Raw genomic sequence first — 20,968 nt, 5'->3', positions numbered from 1 at the left:
CGAATCACTTCGGCGCCTCGGTTTGCTCGATCAGGCCGGCCACGAGATCCTCGACCAGCTTGCCCTCGATCTCGGCCGCGGGCGACAGCAGCAGACGATGGCGCAACACCGAGGTGGCGAGGGCCTTCACGTCATCGGGCAGCACATAGTCGCGGCCTTGCAGCGCGGCTCGTGCCCTCGCGGCGTTGGCGAGCACGACGGCGGCGCGCGGCGAGGCGCCGCTGGCGATGTCGGCGCTCTCGCGCGTCGCCCGCACCAGCGCGACGGTGTAACCGATCACTTCGTCAGCGAGCTTGACCGACTTCACCGCTTCCTGCGCTGCGCCAAGCGTCGCGGCGTCAGCCACCATGGCGATGCCGAAATCGGTCGGGTTCGGCGGACCGCTGCGCTCGCCGAAGCGGCGGACGATTGCCGCCTCTTCCTCGGCACTGGGGTAGGGCACCAGCAGCTTGAACAGGAATCGGTCGAGCTGCGCTTCGGGCAGCGGGTAGACGCCCTGGTTCTCGATCGGGTTCTGCGTCGCCACCACCATGAAGTGGTCGGACAGCGCATGAGTCTGCCCGTCGAGCGTCACCCGCCTTTCCTGCATAGCTTCGAGCAGCGCGGCCTGGGTCTTGGGCGGCGTGCGGTTGATTTCGTCGGCCAGCAGCAGTTCGCGGAAGATCGGGCCGCGCGTCAGGGTGAACTGGCTGGTCTGGAAGTTGAACAGGTTGGAACCCAGGATATCGCCCGGCAGCAAGTCCGGGGTGAACTGGATCCGCCCGAACTCGAGCCCGGTCGATGCGGCGAAGCACTGGGCGAGGAAAGTCTTGGCCGTGCCGGGCGGACCTTCGAGCAGCACGTGGCCTTGCGCCACCAGCGCGATCAGCAAGTGCTCGATCGTCTCTTCCTGGCCGACGATCGCCTTGCCGATTTCTGCCCGGATGGCGTCGGCCAGCGCGCGCGTCTCTGCGAGCGATAGGGTCATTGAACAAGGGTCCTTTCGATGGATCTGAGAGCACCGGCAGCGCGCAGCAAGTCGGCCGGGCGGCGGGCGTTGCGCAAGGCTTCGGCCCGTTCGGGAAAGTCGGCGGGCAGGCCGCGCAGGGCCTGGACACGGGCGATGGCCGCTTCGCGCGCGCCCGGCTCCGCCTCGCGAATATTGAGCGCTGCGGCGATGCGGGCGGAGACCAGCGCGGCATAGGGCGGGCCCAGCAGGTGCAGCCTGCGCGCCCGCTCCACTAGTGCGGCGCTGTTTCGCGCCAGCTGCTGCTTGCCCATCGCGAACGACGGAGCCTCGGCCACAGGTGGGCCGAAGCGGCGGAATGAACGCCAGGCGATGAGCAGCGCGGCCAAGATCAGGCACAGGGTGGCAGCCAGGAACGGCGGCCGGAAAGCCATCGTCAGCAGGTTCTCGTTGCGGCCCAGGCCAGCCACCGTGAGATCGAACACGATCGGCAGGTCGTAGTCCTCAAGCGTCGTTTCGACCAATGCGACTGCCGCTTCGGCCCGTTTGGCGTCGGCGAGGCCGTAGTTGTTCATCAGGTCCGGCTCGACGACCACCACGACGGGCCAGAGCGAATCGTCGACCCCGGGCTCGCTGCCGTCGAGCGGCGGAATCCCGGCTGCGTCGGCGAGATAGGGGTAGACGCCCTTGTCGTTGATGTAGCCGGCCAGCGCCTCGCCATCCTTGTCGCTGATGAGCGGCATCAAGCCGTCACCACGGAGCCCAAGCGTCTCGTCGGGCACGGGGAACGTCCCTTCGAGATCCAGGCCGTACCAACGTTCCCGCTTGGCGAGCCTCAACTCGCCATTCTTGAGACCGTCGATCTCGGTCACGAACTCGGGCTCGCCAGCGCCGCCGAGAATGACCCAGCCACGCGGTACGTTGAGCGTACGGATGCTGTCAGCTTTGCCCGCCGTCCATTTGGGCAGGATCAGCAGCGTGGGCCCGGCGTAGCGTCGTTCGCGAATGATCCGGGAAATTTCCTCTCCGTCCGCCTGGAAGAGGTCCGGCGTGATCACCAGCAGCACCTCGTCCTGCAGGCGTGCCTTTGAACGGGAGAGCGAGACATCATAGCCCTGCGCCTTCAGCAGCCGTGTGAGCCCGGCAAAGCCGTTGAGCCCGTTCGCCGCCGCGTGGGAGCCGCCGTTGCGGTCTTCGCGCCCGTCCCAGCCTGCCCCGATTGCGTAGAGAAACAGCAGGAAGGCCCCGGCGCCGACCACCAGCACCGCGAGGATCATCTTCGGCGAGAAAGGTGAAGCGCTCCGACTCATCCGGCGACCACTCCGAGCCTTGGCGCTGCCAAGGCGAACTCGGCGTAGGCGGCGCGCGCGGCCTGCCAGTCTTCTGCCGAGAGGTTGCGCAAGGCAAACAAGCTGCGCTCGACCCGTTCGGCAATTACGCCGAAGGCGCTGCGGGCGCCGTGCGAGAGGTCTGGCAACTCGGCGATCTCGCGGGCGGTGCTCGATGGCTCGAGCAAGCCGGGCCGCGCTTCAGCGATCTGGCCGACACTGCGCTTGAGCAAGAGGTGAGTGGCTTCCTCGAATCGGCCTTCGGCGGCAAGCCTGTCCGCGTCTTCGAGCAAGGCCAGCGCTTGATCGGCATCGGGCGTCCATTCGGGCACGCTTTCGTTCGCCCCGCCAGGTCGCGCGTTCGCCAGCATCGGGGCAAACGTGCGCCACAGCAGGTAGAGGATCAGCAGTGCCGCGAGTGCCAGCACCGACCACATGATGACCTGTCCGGAAACTCCGAGGAATCGGCCAATGGCACCGAACACGTTGGCCAGCAGATCGCCCAGCGGCTGAAGCAATTCGCCCAGCCATTTGAAGAAGCTCTGCAGCCATTCCGGCGGCGGGTTCGGCGCGGGCGGTTTTACGGGGACGAATTGGATGTCGGAGGCCGCACGCAGCGCTTCCCAGTCGCGCGCGAAATCGCCTGCGCCCGCTTTCGCGGCGCTATCCCCCGTCTCCACTGTCACACGCTACGAGGTGGCATGGCCGCCGCGACGGCGCAACCCGTGGTTTTACGTGGTCTAGCCGCGAACCCTAGCCTGCGGATAGCTGCCGAGCATGCGCAGTTCCTTGCTGTGGAACGCGAGCTCCTCGAGCGCCCTGTCGATCGACGGATCGCCTGGCGCGCCGAGGATGTCGGCAAAGAACATCGTCGCCGAGAAGCTGGCGCCTTGCTGATAGCTTTCGAGCTTGGTCATGTTGACGCCATTGGTCGCGAACCCGCCGAGCGCCTTGTAGAGCGCGGCCGGTACGTTCTTCACCTCGAACACGAAAGTGGTCATCGCCGGATGGCCCGAGAGCGTGGCGGGATCGAGCGCGTCGCGTGAAAGCACCACGAATCGGGTGGTGTTGTCGGGCGCGTCTTCCACACCCTGCTCGGCGATGGTCAGGTCATAGAATTCGGCCGCGAGCGCTGGCGCGATGGCGCAGGCTTCGGGATCGCCCATCTCCTTGACCAGCGCGGCGGCACCGGCGGTATCGGCATAGGCAAGCGGGACGATGCCCCGCTCACGCAGGTATTTCCGCGTCTGGCCGAGCGCCTGCGGGTGGCTGTAGGCCGCCTTGTAGGGACCCGCGCCGAGACCCATTACCGCGTAGGTGATCGGCAGGAAGTACTCGCCGACGATCGACAGCCCGCTTCCGGGCAGCAGAAAATGAATGTCGGCCACGCGGCCATGTTGCGAATTCTCGATCGGGATGATCGCGCTACCGGCACGTCCTGCGCTGACCGCATCGAGCGCATCTTCGAACGAAAAGCAGGGCAGCGGCAGGCAGCCGGCCGACCATTCGATCGCAGCGCGATGCGAATTGGCGCCAGGCGCGCCTTGGAAGGCGACCGCGCGAGCGGGGTTGGCCGCGGCGGCGGCGTGCATCTCTTCCACGAGGGCAAGGGCGGGAGTGGGATAGCTGTCCATTCAGGCGACGCGGGTAACGACGCATCTTGCGACCGACAAGTGACTATCGGACTTGCGCCTTTGAACCCGCCTTACTAGAGCGGCGCGCAAATCTGACTCTGGTAGATAATCCATCGATGACTGATCGTTTCAACACCATCGCCGGCTGGACACTGGGTGCGGCCATCGTCGCACTTGGCGGCTCCATCGCAAGCGGCCTGTTTTTCCAGGCCGACAAGCCCCACCGTCCGCACGTGATGGGCTTCCCCATCGAAGGCGTCGTGGAAGCGGGTGCCGCCGCCGAAGGTCCTCCGCTGGCGACTCTGCTCGCCACGGGTGATGCGGCTGCGGGCGAGAAGATCTTCGCCAAGTGCACCTCGTGCCACACGATCGCTCAGGGCGGTGGAGATGGCATCGGTCCGAATCTCTATGGCATCGTTGGCAAGCCGATCGGCAAGCACGAGCCGGGCTTCGCTTATTCGAGCGATCTTTCGGGTCATGGCGGTGACTGGACGTTCGAGAATCTCGACCACTGGCTGAAGAGCCCGAAGGCTTTCGCTGGCGGCACGAAGATGAGCTTCGCCGGCCTCGGCAAGCCTGAGGATCGCGCCAACGTGATTCTGTTCCTGCTGCAGAACGGTGGCGGTCCGCCGCTGCCTCCGCCGCCGGCAGCCGACGCGGCCGCTGGTGATGCGGCCGCTGCTCCGGCCGACGCTGCTGCAGCTCCTGCTGCTGACGCAGCTCCTGCTGCTGACGCAGCCGCTGCCCCGGCCGACGCTGCTGCAGCTGCTCCGGCCGCCCACTAAGACCGGCGGCTACGGCCGCCGCGTTTCTAGCGATTGTCCCGCGAGGGAAAGGAAACGGCCGCTTCTGCGGCCGTTTTTCTTTCAGGCTTGGTCCCGGCCCTTGAAGCCCTGCGCGATGACGTACCATTCCGACGAGCCCTTACGGCTGGCGGGGGGCTTGGCATGCTTCACCGCACGGAAGTGTCGCTTGAGGAGAGCCAGCAAGTCGGCATCGGTCCCCCCGGCCAAGACCTTGGCCACGAAGGCCCCGTCTTTGTCGAGCACTTCGACCGCGAAGTGAGCGGCGGTCTCTACCAGCCCCATCGTCCGCAAGTGATCGGTCTGCTTATGGCCCACGGTGTTGGCGGCCATGTCCGACAACACGAGGTCTGGCGGCCCGTCGAGCGCGGCTTCTAGCGCCGCGGGGGCATCGTCCGCCATGAAGTCCATCTGGAAGATCGTCACGCCTTCGAGGGGTTCGGTCTCGAGCAAGTCGATGCCGACGACCGCGGCGCCCGGCACGCGCTTGCGTACGACCTGGCTCCAACCCCCCGGGGCGATGCCGAGGTCGACGACCCGGCGCACACCCTTGAGAAGGCCGAATCGCTCGTCGAGTTCGAGAAGCTTGTAGGCGGCCCGGCTGCGATAGCCTTCGGCCTTGGCCTGCTTGACGTAAGGATCGTTGAGCTGGCGTTCGAGCCAGCGCGTCGACGACGCGGTGCGGCCCTTGGTTGACCGGACGCGCCGGTCGGGATCGCGGCCAGAGCGGGTCACCGGAGTGTCTGCTTGAGTCGTCGCAGTGCTGCTTGCGCCTCGATGCCGAGCGCGTCGGCGGACATCAGTCCGCGCAGGATGCCCTCGCGGATACCACGATCCGCCACGCCGAGCCGCGGTGCCGGCCAGATGTCGAGGATCGCTTCGAGAATGGCGCAGCCCGCCACCACCAGATCGGCCCGCTCGTTGCCAATGCAGGGCAGCCGGCGGCGGTCTTCGGGCCCCATGGTGGAAAGCCGGGTGGCGATGTCGCGCATCGATTCGGACGGCACGACGAGTCCGTCGACCGCCTTCCTGTCGTACTGCGGAAGGTCGAGATGCAGGCTGGCGAGAGTGGTCACGGTGCCGCTCGTACCGAGGAGACGCAGGTCCGGCAAACGGAACGGAGCGATGCGCTCTGCGAAACCGGCAAAGCTGTCGGCCACGAGCTTGTGCATCTTGCGATAGCGGGCAAGCCGCGAGGCGGCGTCCTTGCCTTCGTCGCCGACGGTCTCCGTCAGCGAAACCACGCCCCAGGGGACGCTCTGCCAGTCGAGAATATGCGGCACCGGCGCGCCGGGTTCGATCAGGACCAGTTCGGTCGATCCCCCGCCGATGTCGAAGATTACCGCCGGTCCGATGCCGTCTTCGAGCAAGATGTGGCAACCGAGCACTGCCAGCCGCGCCTCTTCCTGGGCGGAAATGACGTTGAGCTTGATGCCAGTTTCATGCTGCACCCGTTCGATGAACTCGGCGCCGTTGGTTGCCCGCCGACACGCCTCGGTGGCGACAGAACGGGCAAGGCGGACATTGCGGCGCTTGAGCTTGTCGGAGCAGACTTTGAGCGCCCCAACGGCGCGGTCCATGGCCAGGTCGCTCAGCCGGCCCGTCTGGGCGAGACCTTCACCCAAGCGTACGACACGGCTGAACGCATCGATGACCACGAAATTGGCATCGGCCGGGCGGGCAATCAGCAAGCGGCAGTTATTGGTGCCAAGATCGATCGCTGCATAAGCCTGGCGCGATTGGCCAAGCGGAAGGCTTGCAGGCTGCTCGCGCAGATCAGCGCCATTGGCGCTGCCATTTTCCTGCCTTTCGCCGGCGGTGCCGGAGTGGCCCGACTGAGGGTTCGCCAAATTCGGCGCCTCTCCCTCAGAACCCGCGGTACTCCGCCGCTCGTCCGACGGATTGAAATCCGCCATTTTCTTTGAACTCGCTCGTATTTCTTACCCGCTCAAGGCGGAACCTGAACACAGGCTAGCGAAAGCGCTTCGCCGGGGCAAGTTTGGGGCAACCGAGGCCCTTACGTGCAATCCTGGCCACAAGACGCGTGTGGCCCGCTTGACGAGACCGTCCGGCCTTTCTAGATGCGCCGCTCCCGCGTTGCCCCGTCGTCTAATGGTAAGACTACGGACTCTGACTCCGTCAATTGAGGTTCGAATCCTCACGGGGCATCCAGGTTTTCCCTTAAAAGTCAGCGATATAGCTCTACTTAGCCGGTTGCCTGATGGGTTTGCGGCATTTCCGCTGAGTTGCGCGGTTTTCCGTCGATTCTCTCAGCTTCCCCGCCCCTCCGTGCAACACCAGTGCAACATGAAGGGATGTTCGCGCCTCGACCTTGTGGCGACGGGACGGCATGGTCGGAGCTGTAAAAGACGGTCACGGACTCGCAACCAGCCTTCAGATGGACCTCACGTTAGCGAGGCATTGTCGATTACGAACCGATACTTCACGTCGCTCTTCAGCATACGCTCGTAGGCAACATTGATCTGTTCGGCTGGGATGAGCTCGATGTCCGACACGATCTGATTCTCAGCACAGAAGTCGAGCATCTCTTGGGTCTCCGCGATGCCGCCGATCGTGGACCCTGCAATCGCCTTGCGCCCCATAATTAGGGGGAAGACCTCTGGAGAAGGATGTGGGTGTTCCGGCGCGCCAACCAGGCACAGCGTCCCATCCCGCTTCAGAAGGGAGGTGTAGTCATCGAGCTTGTGACTCGTTCCCACCGTGTCGAGGATGAAGTCGAACGTTCCCGCGTGCTGGGCCATCTCGGCCGCGTCTCTGGAAAGGATGACCTCGTCAGCGCCCAGGGCGAGGATGTCAGCTCGTTTGCTTTCCGATGTCGTGAACCCGACGGTATGCGCACCCAGCGCATGGGCGAACTTCACCCCCATGTGCCCCAGTCCGCCAATGCCGACGACCCCAACTTTATGGCCTGGCCCGACATTCCAGTGCCGGAGGGGGGAATAGGTCGTGATCCCCGCGCACAGCAACGGGGCTACGGCAGCCAGATGCTCTTCGCTATGGGTGACCCGCAGGACAAACTTCTCGTCCACGACGATCCGGTCCGAATAGCCGCCAAGGGTATGTCCAGGCGGGTCCTGGGTGGGCGAGTTGTAAGTGAGAGTGTTTCCCGTCTCGCAATACTGTTCGAGCCCCTCCGCGCAGGATGGGCAGTGCTGGCAGCTGTCCACCATGCAGCCCACGCCGACTGCATCACCGATGGCAAACTTGCTCACCGCCGCGCCCACGGCGCTGACATGACCCACGATCTCATGACCGGGCACACACGGGTAGATCGTGCCATCCCACTCGCTCCGCGTCTGGTGCAGGTCGGAGTGGCAGATGCCGCAGTAGGCGATCTCAATCTGGACATCTTTGGGTCCGGGCTCGCGGCGCTGGATGACCAGCGGAGCGAGCGGCTGGTCAGCAGCAGAGGTGCCATAGGCTTTGACGGTCATGTTGAGTCCCTGACGTCTTCTTGCAGATTGCCGGCGAGGTCGGCGAGCGTTGTATCGAGGCTACTAACGTCCGCGGGAGTAAGTTCCGCATCGGGGACCCCGTGTTCTCGTCAGGCAGGGGTTACCTGCGCGGATCGACCATGGACAACGGCGGCGCTGATGAAGGGAATCGGCCGTTATCTTCACTCGGTGACGGGGAAGGCGTGAAGCTCATGAGTCATGTCTCAAGTGCTGAGCAACACCGTGGTCAGGCACCTTTGCCGCAGAGCGAACTGGGCTTTGATCCCGGTCAAGGCAATCAGAGCTCCGGTTATTCATTAGGGTATTCGGGCACAGAAGCCTAAGTTTCTCGATGCCCGCCACGTTGACAAGGAGGAAGCAATGGCCGCCTCAGTCGTCAGTGAACAAGCGCTCGGAAAGCGCCACAAGCTAAGCGTCGTTCGCCTGCTCGTAAGCGGCGCCGCGACGGGCCTCGCGATCTTTGTCCTTTGCTGGATCGGAACCGCTGTCCCGTTCTCAAGCCCAACTCACGCCTACATCAGCTTGTTCACCAATGCTCAGGTGAACTCCGGCGCGGCGCTCGTGGAAGGGTCGGTCTGGTCCCTGCTCTTTGGCGGACTTTCTGCGGGTCTCTTCGGAATTATCTACAATCTTGCCGCACCACTTGAGAGTCGGTGACTCGACGCCGGATCGTCTGACGGACTGCGGACCGTTCTTGGAGCCGAAGGCCCTGCGCGAGGCAGGCTGGCAGGAACTCCAGTTGCGGCCTTCCGGCATCGGCAACGGGTGAAAGGGATAGATCGCTTTCGTCATCTGATGGCGGAAGGGAAGACCTGCTGGTCGTTTCCCCGATCCTCATGTCCTCATATCGACACGCTCCGCAGCCGGAGCGAGTTGCCAATGACGGCAACCGAACTGAATGCCATCGCCGCTCCAGCGATGATCGGGCTCAGGAGTATGCCAAACCATGGATAGAGCACGCCGGCAGCAATCGGAACGCCCGCCGCATTGAACACGAACGAGAAGAAGAGATTCTGGCGGATGTTGCGCATCGTTGCGTGACTGAGGCGACGCGCCCGGACGATACCGCCAAGGTCGCCCTTTACGAGAGTGACCGCGGCGCTTTCCATGGCGACATCTGTGCCGGTTCCCATGGCGATGCCGACGTCCGCCGCAGCAAGGGCCGGCGCGTCATTGATGCCATCACCGGCCATGGCCACGCGGCGTCCAGCTCGCCGGAGCTCTTCCACCTTGGCCTGTTTCTGATCCGGCAAAACCTCGGCTATCACTTCATCAATATCGACACGACGAGCTACCGCCTCTGCGGTCCGGCGATTGTCGCCGGTCATCATGACGACATGAATACCCGCGCGGCGTAGATCTCCAACGGCCTGCACCGCACTCTCCTTGATCGGGTCTGCGACGACCACCAGCCCGGCCAGCTTGCCGTCGATGGCGACGAACATCACACCCGCGCCCTCGGACCGATGCTTGTCCGCTTGTTGTTCGAGCATGTCCGAGCTGATCCCGAGGTCCACCAACAACGCCTTGTTCCCCAGACCTACCATCCGGCCATCGACGCTTCCCGTCACGCCCTTGCCGGTATGTGACGTAAAAGCAGTGCTCGCCGGTATGGTGATATTCCCGTCTTCCGCGCCTTCGACGATTGCCGCGGCAAGCGGGTGCTCGCTCCCTCGTTCGAGCGAAGCAGCCAGCCGAAGCACCTCCTCTTCGGAAAAGCTATTCACCGGCTCGACGGCGACAAGCTTCGGTTTACCCAAGGTCAGAGTTCCGGTCTTGTCGACCACAAGCGTGTCAATCTTCTCCATCAATTCGAGCGCCTCGGCGTTCTTGACGAGCACGCCGGCTGTGGCGCCGCGCCCGGTTCCAACCATGATCGACATTGGAGTCGCGAGACCGAGAGCGCAGGGACAAGCGATGATGAGAACCGCGACGCTGTTGACGAGGGCGTGGGCGAGACGGGGCTCCGGTCCCACAAAGTTCCAGACCGCAAAGGCAACGATTGCAACGAGCACCACGGCCGGAACGAACCACGCGGACACCTTGTCTGCAAGCGCCTGGATCGGTGCGCGGGAGCGCTGTGCGTCGGCCACCATCCGCACGATCTGCGAAAGGACCGTGTCGTGCCCGACCCTTTCCGCGCGCATCACCAGACTGCCGGTGCCGTTGACGGTCGCACCTGTGACTTTGTCGCCCATGACCTTTTCGACAGGCACTGGCTCGCCGCTGATCATCGACTCGTCGACCGAACTGCGGCCCTCGACGACCGTGCCGTCGACAGGGACCTTTTCGCCCGGCCGGATCCGCAGCAAGTCGCCGAGATGGACTTGTTCCAACGGGATGTCTTCTTCGCTGCGGTCAGCTTTCAGGCGGCGTGCGGTCTTGGGCGCGAGGCCGAGCAAGGCACGGATCGCCTTGCCCGTCGCGGATCGTGCGCGCAGCTCCAGGACTTGGCCGAGAAGAACTAGCGTTGTGATGACCGCGGCCGCCTCGAAATAGACCGGCACCAGGCCGCCCATTGAGCGCAGGGACATGGGGAACAGCTGCGGCGCGACTGTCGCTACGACGCTGTAGCCGTAGGCCACCCCGATACCCAGACCGATCAGGGTGAACATGTTGAGGTCCCGCGTCTTCAGTGAAGCCCAGAACCTCTCGAAGAACGGCCAGCCGCCCCAAAGCACCACAGGCGTGGCAAGCGCAAACTGCGTCCAGATTGAGCTGCGCATCGGCAATAGATCCAAGCCGAGAAGTTCCGTGGCGACGACAAGGATCACCAGCGGGATGGACAGCGTAGCGCTCACCCAGAAGCGGCGCGTAATGTCGGCCAACTCGGGGTTTGGCCCGTCTGCGAGCGTGGGCTCAAGAGGCTCTAGGGTCATGCCGCAGATAGGGCAGAAGCCGGGTCCATTACGGCGGATCTGGGGGTGCATCGGACACGTCCAAATCGTGCCCTCGGTCGCTGCCGCCGACGCGCCAATGGTGGAATTGCTAGTCGTTGGCTCGTTCGCCGACCGGCTCAGGTAGTGGTCAGGATCGACCTGAAACTTGTCGAGGCAACGAGCGCTACAGAAGAAATAGGAGGCGCCGTTCAGTTCGAGGCGATGCGGGCTGGTGCGGCTATCGACCTTCATTCCGCAGACCGGATCGGTCACGAGGACATCATGATCTTCCGACTTAGCGGAGTGCTCGTGATTGCTATGCCCGCACTCTGTCATGCCCGTTCCTTTCAGATGCGACTTGCGATGCCGACCGCCAGGGCGGGTAGCACAACCATTCTCACGCCATTGGTCCAGGTGGTTCCAGCGTCCCGAGCCAGGCCACTAGACCGAGGATCCCGACCGAGGCCGCCCCTTCAAGCGCCAGGCTCTTTCGCAGGTCACGGACCGCCGCTGCAACGTCGCGAGTGCGGATTGCCTCGCCGAGAGCTGGCGTGAGACGCCACCTGTTCGCAGCAGCGAGAATCAGCATGGCCGCAAATAGGCCGAGCTTGGCGAGGAGGAGCTGCCCGTAGGGCGAACCCATCAATTGGCCCAGGTCAGCAAGGCCCAACAGGACGAGACTGTTGACGATCCCGGTCGCCAAGATAAGCCCAACGGCTATTGTCCCGACACGAGCGAACTGTTCCAGGGCGCGATGGCTCGTAACCAGCCGCGCTTCCGATGGCGTTGCCATCGACGGGAACAACAACCAGGCAAAGGCTGCGAGGCCGCCAATCCAAGTCGCTGCCGCCAGCATGTGGACGATGTCGCTAACTCTATGTGCTGTTCCGGTCCAACCTTCGGTGGCGCCGGCGTGTCCGGTCCAGACCAGTGTGGCGATTGCAACGGACACCGATACGAGGAGGAAGAGGCGCGCGGCCCGAGGCTTCCAGCCGAGAGCGACAGCAGACGCCACGGCGGCGGTCATGGCCGCCATGCGGACGATCCACGCAGTTCCGATCGCGGTCTCGCTGACCACTTCACGCAGCACGGCACCATCGATCGCCAAGAGGCTGGAACCTGTCATTGACGCGACGAGTGCGAACATGCCGACCCAGGACAGTAGTAGTCCGATCAGCGACAAGGCCAGGGCAGGCTTCTCTAACGGCAATATGCCCGAGGCGCGCTCCTGAGGGGTCAAAGCATATAGGGAAAACGCGGTCAGGCCCGCCAGCGCCAACAGGCCGGCGTAAAGCGCGAACCTGATGACGATGACGGGCACATAATCCATCGCCCTAGCGCACAGTGAAGCTGAAGTTGCCGCCGGCGCGATGTGAGTCTGCGCCCGCAGCTGACCAAGTAACCTTGTAGGTCCCCGCCGCGAGTGCGTGCCGCAGTTGCAGTGTCATGGTCTTCTTGTCCTTGCTCATTTGCGAGGTGAATCCCGTGACTGCCGTCGGGTCGTGGCTGGCCGTGCCCGGCATGCCGGTCATCGCGATTTCGGCGCGCGCAGTACTGCCGACAATCGGCTCCTCGAAATGAAGCTCGATCTTGGTTGGGCTGGCGACCCGTGCATTGGCGGCCGGTATCGTCGAGACGAGCTCGGTGTGTGCGCTGGCGATCTGGGGGGCACCGAGCGCAAGCGCTGCGAATGCGAGGGTGAGGATACGGATACGCATGGGGTGTCTCCTTGGGGGCGTGCCATGGTGCAATACGCGGCGGGGAGAGCCGCCCCTCAAAATCTCGCACGGAATTTTCCCTGAGGGATCGAGCGACCGACTGCGTATAGGAACGCGAAGACATTGGAGACCTTATCCATGCACGACCTCGATCTGTCCCTTCGCCGTCTCAGCGAAATGCCGGTCCCTCCGGGGCTCGACACGATCGACGACGCCGTGTTCGCCGGTCTTGTTCGTGTTCGGCAGGACGCGGTCAGCGGACGGCGCCTAATGGGCATCGCAGCCGCGTTCGCGCTGGTTCTGGGAGTTGCGGGAGGCGGCCTCGCCGGGGGCACGCCCGCAGCGGCCCATCCCTTATCGCCCTTTGCAGCAGACAACGCGCTCGCACCTTCGACCTTGTTGGCGGTTCATCCGTGAATTGGGGCAAGCGGCTGGTTTTGGTGGCGATCGTCACAATCCTCGCGGCGGTCACCGGGGTCTTTGCCGGACGGACAATATTCGATTCGAGGCAGCGGAGCGAAACCGAGCTGCACGCGCTGCTGCACGAGGAATTGAAGCTCGATGCGGCGCAGGAAGCCAAGATCGAGGTCATCGAGCAGCGCTTCGCCGTTCGCCGAAAGGCTCTTGAACTGGAGATGCAAGCGGCGAACGCCCATCTCGCCGCGGCAATTGAAAGCGAGCACGGCTACGGTCCGCAGGTCACCGCCGCCATCGATCACACTCACCACCTCATGGGTGAGCTGCAAAAGGAAACGTTGGAGCATCTATTCGCCATGCGAGCCGTGCTGACGCCCGAGCAGGCTGCTCGGTTCGACAGCACCGTGGTCAAGGCCCTGACTCCAGACAAGCCGTGAAACTGGCGCTGTCGGCCGCCAGTGATGCAGAACTTGCGGACTTGGCGCGTGCCGGGCGTCAAGAAGCCTATCGCGAATTGCTGGATCGACATCGAGAAGCTGTCTTTCGCTTGGTCCGTGCCACCACCAACAATCCCGACGAGGCGCTGGACATCACACAGGAAGCCTTTGTCGCGGCATTCGCAGCGCTAAACCGCTACGACAGAGATCGGCCCTTTGCCGCTTGGATCAAGCGGATTGCCCTTAACAAGTGCCGTGACTGGGCGCGACGCCGCGCAGTGCGATCTTTCTTCACCCGCGCCGCCCCCCTGGAGGAAGCCTTGGCAGCGTCAGACACTGCAGCCCCCGCTGACGTGCAAGCCGCCGATCGAGCCGAACTTGCGAAGGTAACCGCGGCAATAGCGAAGCTGCCTGCACGCTTAAGGGAGGTTCTGCTGATCCGAACGATCGATGGCCTCAACCAGGTCGAAACGGCCGAGTTGCTCGGCATCAGCGAGAAGACAGTCGAGACCCGGCTCTACCGTGCCCGTGCTAAGCTGCGGGAAATGCTGGGCGTCTAAATTCCAAGGGATGCTGCGCTGGGCTGCGTATGGGCATTAACAGTCCCCGAAACCGCTGGAAGTCATGCGCACAATCTCTCTCGACCGACGCGGCCTGATGCGTTCCGCTGCCTTGGGTGGCGGTCTCCTAACTCTCTCGGCAGCACTTCCCACTTGGGCGCGGAGCGGCACCGCCGGACTTGCAGCGCCAATGGCGACGGTGTCGGGCAATGACATCCAGCTCACGATCGGACACGTCACGATAGATCTAGGCGGACGCCAAGGCCACGCTGTTGGTATCAACGGCACGGTTCCGGGTCCCGTCATCCGGTTGAGGGAAAACCAGACGGTTCGGCTCACGGTTACGAACACGCTCGACGAGGAAAGTTCGATCCACTGGCACGGGTTGCTGTTGCCGTTCCAGATGGACGGCGTTCCCGGCGTCAGCTTTCCTGGCATTAAGCCGGGCGAGACCTTCGTCTACGAGTTCCCGGTCCGGCAATCCGGCACCTATTGGTATCACAGCCATTCCGGCATGCAGGAAGCGATGGGCATGTATGGCGCCATCGTCATCGACCCGGCGACGCCCGATCCAGTGGCGTATGACCGCGAGCATGTCCTGCTCCTCGCCGACTGGAGCTTCCTGCATCCGCATACCATCCTGCGGAAGCTGAAGGCTCAGGCTGGCTACTTCAACATGCAACGGCAGACACTCGCCGGTCTGCTGGCTGGTAAGGACCAATCCGGGGCTGAGCGGCGCATGTGGGCGCAGATGCGAATGGACCCCACGGATATTTCCGACGTCACTGGCTCGACTTTCCATTACCTCGTCAATGGCCATGATACCGCCGCCAACTGGACTGGCGTGTTCGCTCCCGGCGAGCGAGTGCGCCTGAGGATCATCAACGCATCGGCGATGACCAATTTCAATGTGCGGATGCCTGGTTTGCCGATGACGGTTGTCGCTGCCGACGGCCAGAACGTGCAATCGATCGAGACCGACGAGTTCCAGATCGGCATCGCCGAGACATACGATGTAATCGTCACGCCGACGGCGGATCAGGCTTATGGTTTGATCGCCGAGGCGATCGACCGTTCGGGCCAGGTTCGCGCCACACTCGCACCGCGTGTGGGCCTCGTCGCGCCGGTCCCGGAAATCCGCGAGCGTCCGCTGCTCACCATGAAGGACATGGGGATGGGCAGCATGGACATGTCGGGCGGTAGCGAGATGCCGGGGATGGATCATTCGGCGATGGGCCATGACATGGCTGCGACGGACCACGGCTCCATGAAGATGCGCGACCCTTCCGTTGCCCCGCAGGTCAAGTTGGGGCCGGGTGTCGCGACGCTCTCGCCAATGCCGGTGGATCGAACCGGGGAGCGTCCAACTGGTCTCGAAGATGTCGGGCATCGGGTGCTGACCTATCGCGACCTGAAATCGCTCGCGCCCAATCCCGATACGCGCACGCCGGCGCGTGAGATCGACATCCACCTCACCGCCAACATGGAACGGTTCATGTGGTCGTTCGACGGCGAGCAGTTCGGCACTGGCACAGAGCCCATTCCCTTCCGGCACATGGAGCGCGTGCGGGTCAATCTCATCAACGACACGATGATGCCGCACCCGATCCACTTGCACGGCCACTTCTTCGAGGTCGTGACCGGCAATCCCGGCCATCATCCAGTGAAGCACACGGTCAACGTCCTACCGGGGGGCAAGGTCTCCTTCGACCTTACGGCGGACGCGCTCGGCGATTGGGCATTTCACTGCCACATGTTGCTGCACATGATGGCCGGCATGTTCCGCGTCGTAACGGTGCGCCACGAGGAGGATGCAGCATGAGAGCGATCTCTCTCACCTCTGCTTTGCTGCTCCTGGCAACGAATGGCGTTGCATCGGCGCAAGCATCGACGCCCGGAATGAACGTTGCGACGCCGGAGGTTTCGGAGCCCAATCACGACCACGCCGGACACGACGCAGCCGAGCCTTCGACGCCTGAGAACGAGGCGGAAGCGCCAGGCAACGCGAGCACCGAAGTAGTGGACCATTCCGGCCACGATATGGCGGATATGCCGTCCAACTCCTCACAAATCGGCACGGCGCCCGCGCCTGCACCGCCGGAAGATCATGCGGCCGATGCGATCTTCGATCCGGCGGACATGGCACGGGCGCGCGCGGCAGCGGTTCGTGAAATGACGTTCACCGGCTCCTCGATCCTGTTCGATCTTGCCGAATACCGAGCGCGTGAAGGCGGCGATGGCTATCGATGGGAAGGCGAGGCTTGGTTCGGCGGCGACATCAATCGCCTGCTTCTCAAGACCGAGGGAGAGGGCACCTTCGGCGAACCCATCGACGACCTAGAGGTCCAGGCGCTCTACTCTCGTGCGATCTCGCCGTTCTGGAACGCGCACGTCGGGCTCCGCCATGACATCGTGCCGAACCCGTCGCTGACCTATGCGGTGGCCGGCGTTGAGGGTATTGCGCCCTACTGGCTTCATCTAACCGGCCAGTTGTTCCTGTCCGACAAAGGCGACGTCAGCGCTCGGATGGAAGGCAGCTACGACGAACGCATCACCCAGCGGCTGATCCTTCAACCTCGCGCAGAGTTCAATCTCTCGGCGCAAGACGTGCCGGCCATAGGGGTAGGGTCAGGGCTGTCGGAGTTCGAGTTGGGCGTGCGCCTGCGCTACGAGATCCGCAAGGAATACGCCCCCTATGTCGGCGTGGAGTGGTCGAAAAAGACGGGCGATACCGCTCGATATGCACAACTGGCAGGCGAAGATCCCGATACAGTCGATTTTGTCGCCGGCGTGCGGTTCTGGTTCTGACGAGCCGAACTGCGAATCCTAAACAACGTAAGGACACCTGGGCATGTCGCATCAACGCATGATGCAGCGCTTCGCACGCTGGCATATCTGGCTCGGCTGGGCGATCGCGCTCCCGATCCTGATCTGGACCATCACCGGCCTGGTCATGGTGGCTCGCCCGATCGAAGAGATACGGGGTGACCACTTGAAGGCCGGGAAAGTTGCGTTCGAACCCGACCGGCTAGTGTGGCCCAAGATCGGTGAGCCGCTCCAGGAGGCTAAACTCGTTCTCCAGCCCGACGGCCCGTTATGGATAGTCACCGCAACCGACGGCCGACAATGGCGCTACTCCGCCACAACCGGCACTTCGATTTCGCCTGTGCTCAGGGACGAAGCGCGGCGGATCGCCGATGCGGCCTTTGCCGGGGACGCCCGGCTTGAAAAGATGACCTACTTCCCAGTGGACGAGGAGCCGCTCGACCTCCGGGCCGGTCGCGCCGCCTGGCAAGCACATTTCGCCGATGGCACCAACGTCTACGTCGACGATACCACCGGGGAGGTGCTCGCGTTTCGCACCGGCAACTGGCGGATTTATGACTTCCTCTGGGGCTTGCACATTATGGATCCACAGACACGGGAGGACACTCACAACCCACTCGTAATTGGGTTCGGCGTTCTCTCGTTGATCGGCGCTCTGTTGGGCTGCATCCTACTCTTCCGCCGCCGCAAGGCGCGGGTCCAGACACGCCCTGCCCTGGCCAATTGAAAAGTCTTGAGCATGACCAGATCTTATGGTCGCGCCTTCCTTGCGACGCTGGGCATGTCTGGTGGATCGCAGATCGTGCGGCGCGCCCGCCAAGAGTGGCAATCTGTAAGTCGAACGAAGTTGCTTAGCAGGTAGCCGGACCTTGCGCTCAAACGGAATTCCAGTTCGGGACAAGTCCTGACCCGCATTCATGCCGACAGATGGCAATTTAGCTGAGGGCACCGTCTGATTGGCGCTACGCGGATGCGAGGTGGCGACCAAGCGTAGGACTTCGTCTTTCCAGGTCTCGCCAACCTAAGTTCCACGCTCATACCAGCCACGCGAGCGTTTCGCGATCGCCACCACAGAGAGCATTACCGGCACCTCGACAAGAACGCCGACAACAGTGGCCAATGCTGCGCCGGAGTTGAGCCCAAACAACGAAATCGCGGAAGCCACGGCGAGCTCGAAGAAGTTCGATGCGCCAATCAACGCTGCGGGAGCGGCCACGCACCACGCCACACCCAACCTCCTCGACAGCCAGTAGGCCAAGCCCGCGTTGAAGTAGACCTGGATGAGTATGGGAACTGCGAGTAGCGCTATCACGAGCGGCTGTGCGAGTATCTGCTCACCTTGGAATGCAAACAGCAAGACGAGCGTGGTGAGTAGTGCGACCAATGACACCGGGCCAAGGGCATTTAGCAGTCGGGAGAGGGCGTCCTCTCCACCCCTTGCGAGGACCTGACGCCGGACGAGCTGGGCAACAACCACCGGGACGATGATGTATAGGCCCACCGATAGAAGTAGCGTTTCCCATGGCACCGAGATTGAAGCGACGCCCAGCAGCAACGCGACGAGCGGCGCAAATGCGAACACCATGATGACGTCGTTGAGCGCGACTTGGGATAGGGTGAAGTTGGGCTCGCCTTCACATAGGTTGGACCAGACGAACACCATGGCGGTGCAAGGTGCGGCCGCCAGCAAGATTAGGCCGGCGATATAGCTCTCGATCTGCGCTTCAGGGAGCAGCGGACGGAATAGCCACCCGATGAATACCGTCGCCAGGAGAGCCATCGAGAAGGGCTTCACGGCCCAGTTGATGAACAACGTAACTCCGACCCCGCGCGAGTGCTGCCGCACCTGCCGCATGGCCTTGAAATCGATCTTGAGCAGCATGGGGATGATCATCAACCAGATCAGCACTGCCACCGGCAGATTGACCTGTGCGACTTCCGCTGCGGCGATCACAGCGAAAGCGCTGGGGATCATTGCGCCGAAGGCGATGCCGACGAAGATACAGAGCCCGACCCATACCGAGAGATAGCGCTCGAACGTCGAAATCGCCGGCTTCGTAGCCGTCACGGATTCCAAAGGAGCAGACACTAGGAGCCCTTTGCGACCAGGGTTGCGCCTTCGCTCAGGCCGATCTCCCGAAGCCGCGACTTCAGTGTCAATTCGTCGATGCTTGTCATGGGGAGGGCGACGAGCAGAGATATGCGATTGTGCAGGTAGTGCATGGCTCGTTCGAACGCTTCGCGCTGTCTCTCACCTTCGATCGCTGCTGGGTCTTCTATGCCCCAGTGCGCGGTGATCGGTCGCCCCGGCCAGACAGGACAGCTTTCACCAGCCGCGTTGTCGCAGACGGTAATGATGAGATCGATTTCAATTGCAGCTGGTCCGGCGAACTCAGTCCAGCTCTTGGAACGCATGCCGTCAATTAAGAATCCATGACTTTCGAGGACATCGAGCGCCATGGGATGCGGCTCGCCTTTGGGCTGACTACCAGCCGAGAAGGCATGGAAGCGTCCCTCCCCCATCCGATTAAGCAAGGCTTCCGCCAAGATCGACCGGGCTGAGTTCCCCGTGCAGAGGAACAGGACATTGCAGACTTCGCTCACGCGACACCCGAGGGTGCGCAACACCTGGCCGGCTCTTCGGCTGCCAGAGTGTCCAGCGCCGGACTATCACCATAGACCGTCGCATCACCGTCCGTGAAGAAGGCTTCCCACACGATACCGTCGGGATCGGCGATCCAACTTTTTTCAGACTTGGCATAGCAGCAGGTGGTCTTGCCCTCGTCGAGAACAGGGCGATCGGCAGCCTTCAGCCGGCCGTAGACCTCCGCCAGTTCGTTGGTGTCTTCGGCCTGGATACCGAGATGCTCGATGCCCTTGCGAGCGTGGTTGCCCGACGAGATGGCGAAGTTGACCCGCGGGTCGTCAAGCATCCACTTGGCGTAGTCGTCCTTGAGGACAGCAGGCTCGGCAGCGAAGAGCGTCGAGTAGAACTGAATCGATTGGGCGAGATCATTCACCCCTACGTGGACATGCAGACGCTTCACGCGGACTTCCTTTCCTGAGCTTGTGGTTCGCACTCGACGTCTGCCCCACAGGCCGCACCGGCACAGCAGTTCTCGGTGAGGTAGGCGAGCAGCGCGTTCATCGCCGGATAGTTGGCCCGGTAGATCAGAGAGCGGTGCTGCCGCTCTTGCAGTATCAGCCCTGCGCTACGGAGTTGCGCCAGATGGAACGAGAGCGAACTGTTGGGGATGCACAGCGCTTCGGCTATAGAGCCCGCAGCCATACCTTTGTCGCCTGCCTGCACGAGTTGGCGGAACAAGGCCAGGCGGTGCTCCTGGGCGAGCGCGCCGAGCGCGCCGATCACCGATGTTGCTTCCATGTTGCCACCTCAATTCGACTCGTGTTGAAATGATCGCGGCCTTATCGGATGGTGTCAATGACGTTTCGAAAGATGCCGAAATAAGCCTCGCTTTCCTTCGTTGCTAACTTGCAAGCGCATCCGCTCTGGGGGCGGTTATGGCAAGCGACAGCGGGGGACGTTGATCTTGCCTGGGGTGGCTCCCGCCCCTATGCTCGCCTCGTGACGGTCCGCATGCTCAAGCTCTGTCTAATTTTCGCTGCCCTACTGGGCCTGGCGGCAGAAGGCACGGCGATTGCCGCGACGCAGCCCTCGGTTCACGAGGCAGTCGCTGCGATGACGGAAGACTGCATAAAGATGATGGCGGAGCACGAGGACAAGAAGTCCTCGCCTTGCGACGGCTCGTTCAAGTGCATGCTCGCCATGGGGTGCCTGTCGGTGAACATGATACCCGAAGCCGGCGACGCATCGGTCGGCGAACCATCCATGACGACACCGGAGTATTGGTCCGCCGTCGTGGCCTTGCAGGGCACCAGCTACCCACCGGAAACAGATCCTCCGACTACTTTCGACTGAACTG

At 63.1% G+C, this 20,968-nt stretch carries 24 protein-coding genes and 1 tRNA gene; 11 read left to right on the top strand and 14 right to left on the bottom strand.

What is annotated here, in order from left to right; translation table 11 throughout:
* Nucleotides 1–4 precede the first annotated feature (4 nt).
* Genes ASD76_RS11815 through ASD76_RS11800 form a run of 4 tightly spaced genes read right to left on the bottom strand, consistent with a single transcriptional unit; the run spans nt 5 to nt 3,908 of the window.
* Nucleotides 5–967, bottom strand: coding sequence for an AAA family ATPase (locus ASD76_RS11815; protein ID WP_055923266.1), 963 nt, complete (start codon nt 965–967; stop codon nt 5–7).
* Nucleotides 964–2,256 carry a DUF4350 domain-containing protein gene (locus ASD76_RS11810; protein ID WP_055923265.1) on the bottom strand — a complete coding sequence of 431 codons (1,293 nt, stop codon included), beginning with the start codon at nt 2,254–2,256 and terminating at the stop codon, nt 964–966. Before ASD76_RS11810 ends, ASD76_RS11815 begins: the two co-directional genes overlap by 4 nt.
* Entirely contained in the window at nt 2,253–2,960 is a 708-nt protein-coding gene (locus ASD76_RS11805) for a hypothetical protein (protein WP_235506703.1), read from the bottom strand. Before ASD76_RS11805 ends, ASD76_RS11810 begins: the two co-directional genes overlap by 4 nt.
* Before the next feature lie 54 nt (nt 2,961–3,014).
* Nucleotides 3,015–3,908 carry a prephenate dehydratase gene (locus ASD76_RS11800; protein WP_055923264.1) on the bottom strand — a complete coding sequence of 298 codons (894 nt, stop codon included), beginning with the start codon at nt 3,906–3,908 and terminating at the stop codon, nt 3,015–3,017.
* Nucleotides 3,909–4,024: 116 nt separating this feature from the next.
* On the opposite strand from ASD76_RS11800, the gene ASD76_RS11795 reads away from it, so the two are divergent.
* The gene (locus ASD76_RS11795; RefSeq protein ID WP_055923263.1) at nt 4,025–4,693 is read left to right on the top strand and encodes a c-type cytochrome; all 669 of its coding nucleotides are present in this window, start codon (nt 4,025–4,027) and stop codon (nt 4,691–4,693) included.
* A gap of 81 nt (nt 4,694–4,774) precedes the next feature.
* Here ASD76_RS11795 and ASD76_RS11790 read toward each other — a convergent pair whose 3' ends face one another.
* A complete protein-coding gene (locus ASD76_RS11790; protein WP_055923262.1) occupies nt 4,775–5,446 on the bottom strand; it encodes an RlmE family RNA methyltransferase in 672 nt (223 codons plus the stop codon).
* Entirely contained in the window at nt 5,443–6,627 is a 1,185-nt protein-coding gene (locus ASD76_RS11785) for a Ppx/GppA phosphatase family protein (RefSeq protein ID WP_055923261.1), read from the bottom strand. Before ASD76_RS11785 ends, ASD76_RS11790 begins: the two co-directional genes overlap by 4 nt.
* Before the next feature lie 182 nt (nt 6,628–6,809).
* Here ASD76_RS11785 and ASD76_RS11780 point away from each other — a divergent pair.
* Nucleotides 6,810–6,883: transfer RNA gene (locus ASD76_RS11780), tRNA-Gln, on the top strand.
* 233 nt (nt 6,884–7,116) lie between these two features.
* On the opposite strand, the gene ASD76_RS11775 is transcribed toward ASD76_RS11780, so the two are convergent.
* Complete coding sequence (locus ASD76_RS11775) at nt 7,117–8,166, bottom strand: NAD(P)-dependent alcohol dehydrogenase (RefSeq protein ID WP_055923260.1); 1,050 nt, start codon at nt 8,164–8,166, stop codon at nt 7,117–7,119.
* A gap of 20 nt (nt 8,167–8,186) precedes the next feature.
* Between ASD76_RS11775 and ASD76_RS18330 the strand changes: the two genes are divergently transcribed.
* Together ASD76_RS18330 and ASD76_RS11770 are read left to right on the top strand one after the other, a co-directional pair.
* Nucleotides 8,187–8,510 (top strand): hypothetical protein, encoded by a 324-nt coding sequence (locus tag ASD76_RS18330; protein ID WP_156457697.1) that lies wholly within the window; start codon nt 8,187–8,189, stop codon nt 8,508–8,510.
* A 37-nt stretch (nt 8,511–8,547) separates the two neighbouring features.
* Nucleotides 8,548–8,844, top strand: coding sequence for a hypothetical protein (locus tag ASD76_RS11770; RefSeq protein ID WP_055923259.1), 297 nt, complete (start codon nt 8,548–8,550; stop codon nt 8,842–8,844).
* Nucleotides 8,845–9,029: 185 nt separating this feature from the next.
* On the opposite strand, the gene ASD76_RS11765 is transcribed toward ASD76_RS11770, so the two are convergent.
* The 3 genes from ASD76_RS11765 to copC form a co-directional block, all read right to left on the bottom strand.
* Nucleotides 9,030–11,402: a heavy metal translocating P-type ATPase gene (locus tag ASD76_RS11765; protein WP_082553807.1), complete on the bottom strand. Its 2,373-nt coding sequence runs from the start codon at nt 11,400–11,402 to the stop codon at nt 9,030–9,032.
* A gap of 61 nt (nt 11,403–11,463) precedes the next feature.
* On the bottom strand, nt 11,464–12,396 hold the full coding sequence (gene copD / locus ASD76_RS11760; RefSeq protein ID WP_055923257.1) for a copper homeostasis membrane protein CopD: 933 nt from the start codon (nt 12,394–12,396) through the stop codon (nt 11,464–11,466).
* 4 nt (nt 12,397–12,400) lie between these two features.
* Entirely contained in the window at nt 12,401–12,784 is a 384-nt protein-coding gene (gene copC, locus ASD76_RS11755; RefSeq protein ID WP_055923256.1) for a copper homeostasis periplasmic binding protein CopC, read from the bottom strand.
* A 138-nt stretch (nt 12,785–12,922) separates the two neighbouring features.
* Between copC and ASD76_RS11750 the strand changes: the two genes are divergently transcribed.
* The 6 genes from ASD76_RS11750 (at nt 12,923) to ASD76_RS11725 (ending at nt 17,751) form a co-directional block, all read left to right on the top strand.
* A complete protein-coding gene (locus ASD76_RS11750; protein WP_055923255.1) occupies nt 12,923–13,201 on the top strand; it encodes a hypothetical protein in 279 nt (92 codons plus the stop codon).
* Between the two features lie 23 nt (nt 13,202–13,224).
* Nucleotides 13,225–13,638 (top strand): Spy/CpxP family protein refolding chaperone, encoded by a 414-nt coding sequence (locus tag ASD76_RS11745; protein ID WP_235506701.1) that lies wholly within the window; start codon nt 13,225–13,227, stop codon nt 13,636–13,638.
* Nucleotides 13,635–14,198 carry an RNA polymerase sigma factor gene (locus ASD76_RS11740; RefSeq protein ID WP_055923253.1) on the top strand — a complete coding sequence of 188 codons (564 nt, stop codon included), beginning with the start codon at nt 13,635–13,637 and terminating at the stop codon, nt 14,196–14,198. The genes ASD76_RS11745 and ASD76_RS11740 overlap by 4 nt, the downstream gene beginning before the upstream one ends.
* A 64-nt stretch (nt 14,199–14,262) precedes the next feature.
* Nucleotides 14,263–16,020 carry a copper resistance system multicopper oxidase gene (locus ASD76_RS11735; protein ID WP_055923252.1) on the top strand — a complete coding sequence of 586 codons (1,758 nt, stop codon included), beginning with the start codon at nt 14,263–14,265 and terminating at the stop codon, nt 16,018–16,020.
* The gene (locus tag ASD76_RS11730; protein WP_055923251.1) at nt 16,017–17,006 is read left to right on the top strand and encodes a copper resistance protein B; all 990 of its coding nucleotides are present in this window, start codon (nt 16,017–16,019) and stop codon (nt 17,004–17,006) included. The genes ASD76_RS11735 and ASD76_RS11730 overlap by 4 nt, the downstream gene beginning before the upstream one ends.
* Nucleotides 17,007–17,049: 43 nt before the next feature.
* Nucleotides 17,050–17,751, top strand: coding sequence for a PepSY domain-containing protein (locus ASD76_RS11725; RefSeq protein ID WP_055923250.1), 702 nt, complete (start codon nt 17,050–17,052; stop codon nt 17,749–17,751).
* A 294-nt stretch (nt 17,752–18,045) separates the two neighbouring features.
* Here the strand turns inward: ASD76_RS11725 and arsB are convergent, their stop codons facing one another.
* The 4 genes from arsB to ASD76_RS11705 are packed head-to-tail and all read right to left on the bottom strand — an operon-like array spanning nt 18,046 to nt 20,409.
* Nucleotides 18,046–19,092, bottom strand: coding sequence for an ACR3 family arsenite efflux transporter (gene arsB, locus ASD76_RS11720; protein ID WP_414826689.1), 1,047 nt, complete (start codon nt 19,090–19,092; stop codon nt 18,046–18,048).
* A 20-nt stretch (nt 19,093–19,112) separates the two neighbouring features.
* Entirely contained in the window at nt 19,113–19,628 is a 516-nt protein-coding gene (locus tag ASD76_RS11715; RefSeq protein ID WP_055923248.1) for an arsenate reductase ArsC, read from the bottom strand.
* A complete protein-coding gene (locus ASD76_RS11710) occupies nt 19,625–20,071 on the bottom strand; it encodes an ArsI/CadI family heavy metal resistance metalloenzyme (RefSeq protein WP_055923247.1) in 447 nt (148 codons plus the stop codon). The genes ASD76_RS11715 and ASD76_RS11710 overlap by 4 nt, the downstream gene beginning before the upstream one ends.
* The gene (locus ASD76_RS11705; protein ID WP_055923246.1) at nt 20,068–20,409 is read right to left on the bottom strand and encodes an ArsR/SmtB family transcription factor; all 342 of its coding nucleotides are present in this window, start codon (nt 20,407–20,409) and stop codon (nt 20,068–20,070) included. The genes ASD76_RS11710 and ASD76_RS11705 overlap by 4 nt, the downstream gene beginning before the upstream one ends.
* A 201-nt stretch (nt 20,410–20,610) precedes the next feature.
* Here ASD76_RS11705 and ASD76_RS11700 point away from each other — a divergent pair, with 201 nt between their 5' ends.
* Complete coding sequence (locus tag ASD76_RS11700) at nt 20,611–20,964, top strand: hypothetical protein (RefSeq protein ID WP_055923245.1); 354 nt, start codon at nt 20,611–20,613, stop codon at nt 20,962–20,964.
* Nucleotides 20,965–20,968 lie beyond the last annotated feature (4 nt).

Source organism: Altererythrobacter sp. Root672 (assembly GCF_001427865.1).
Lineage (GTDB): Bacteria > Pseudomonadota > Alphaproteobacteria > Sphingomonadales > Sphingomonadaceae > Croceibacterium_A.
This window is presented reverse-complemented; position numbering and strand designations above follow the sequence as displayed.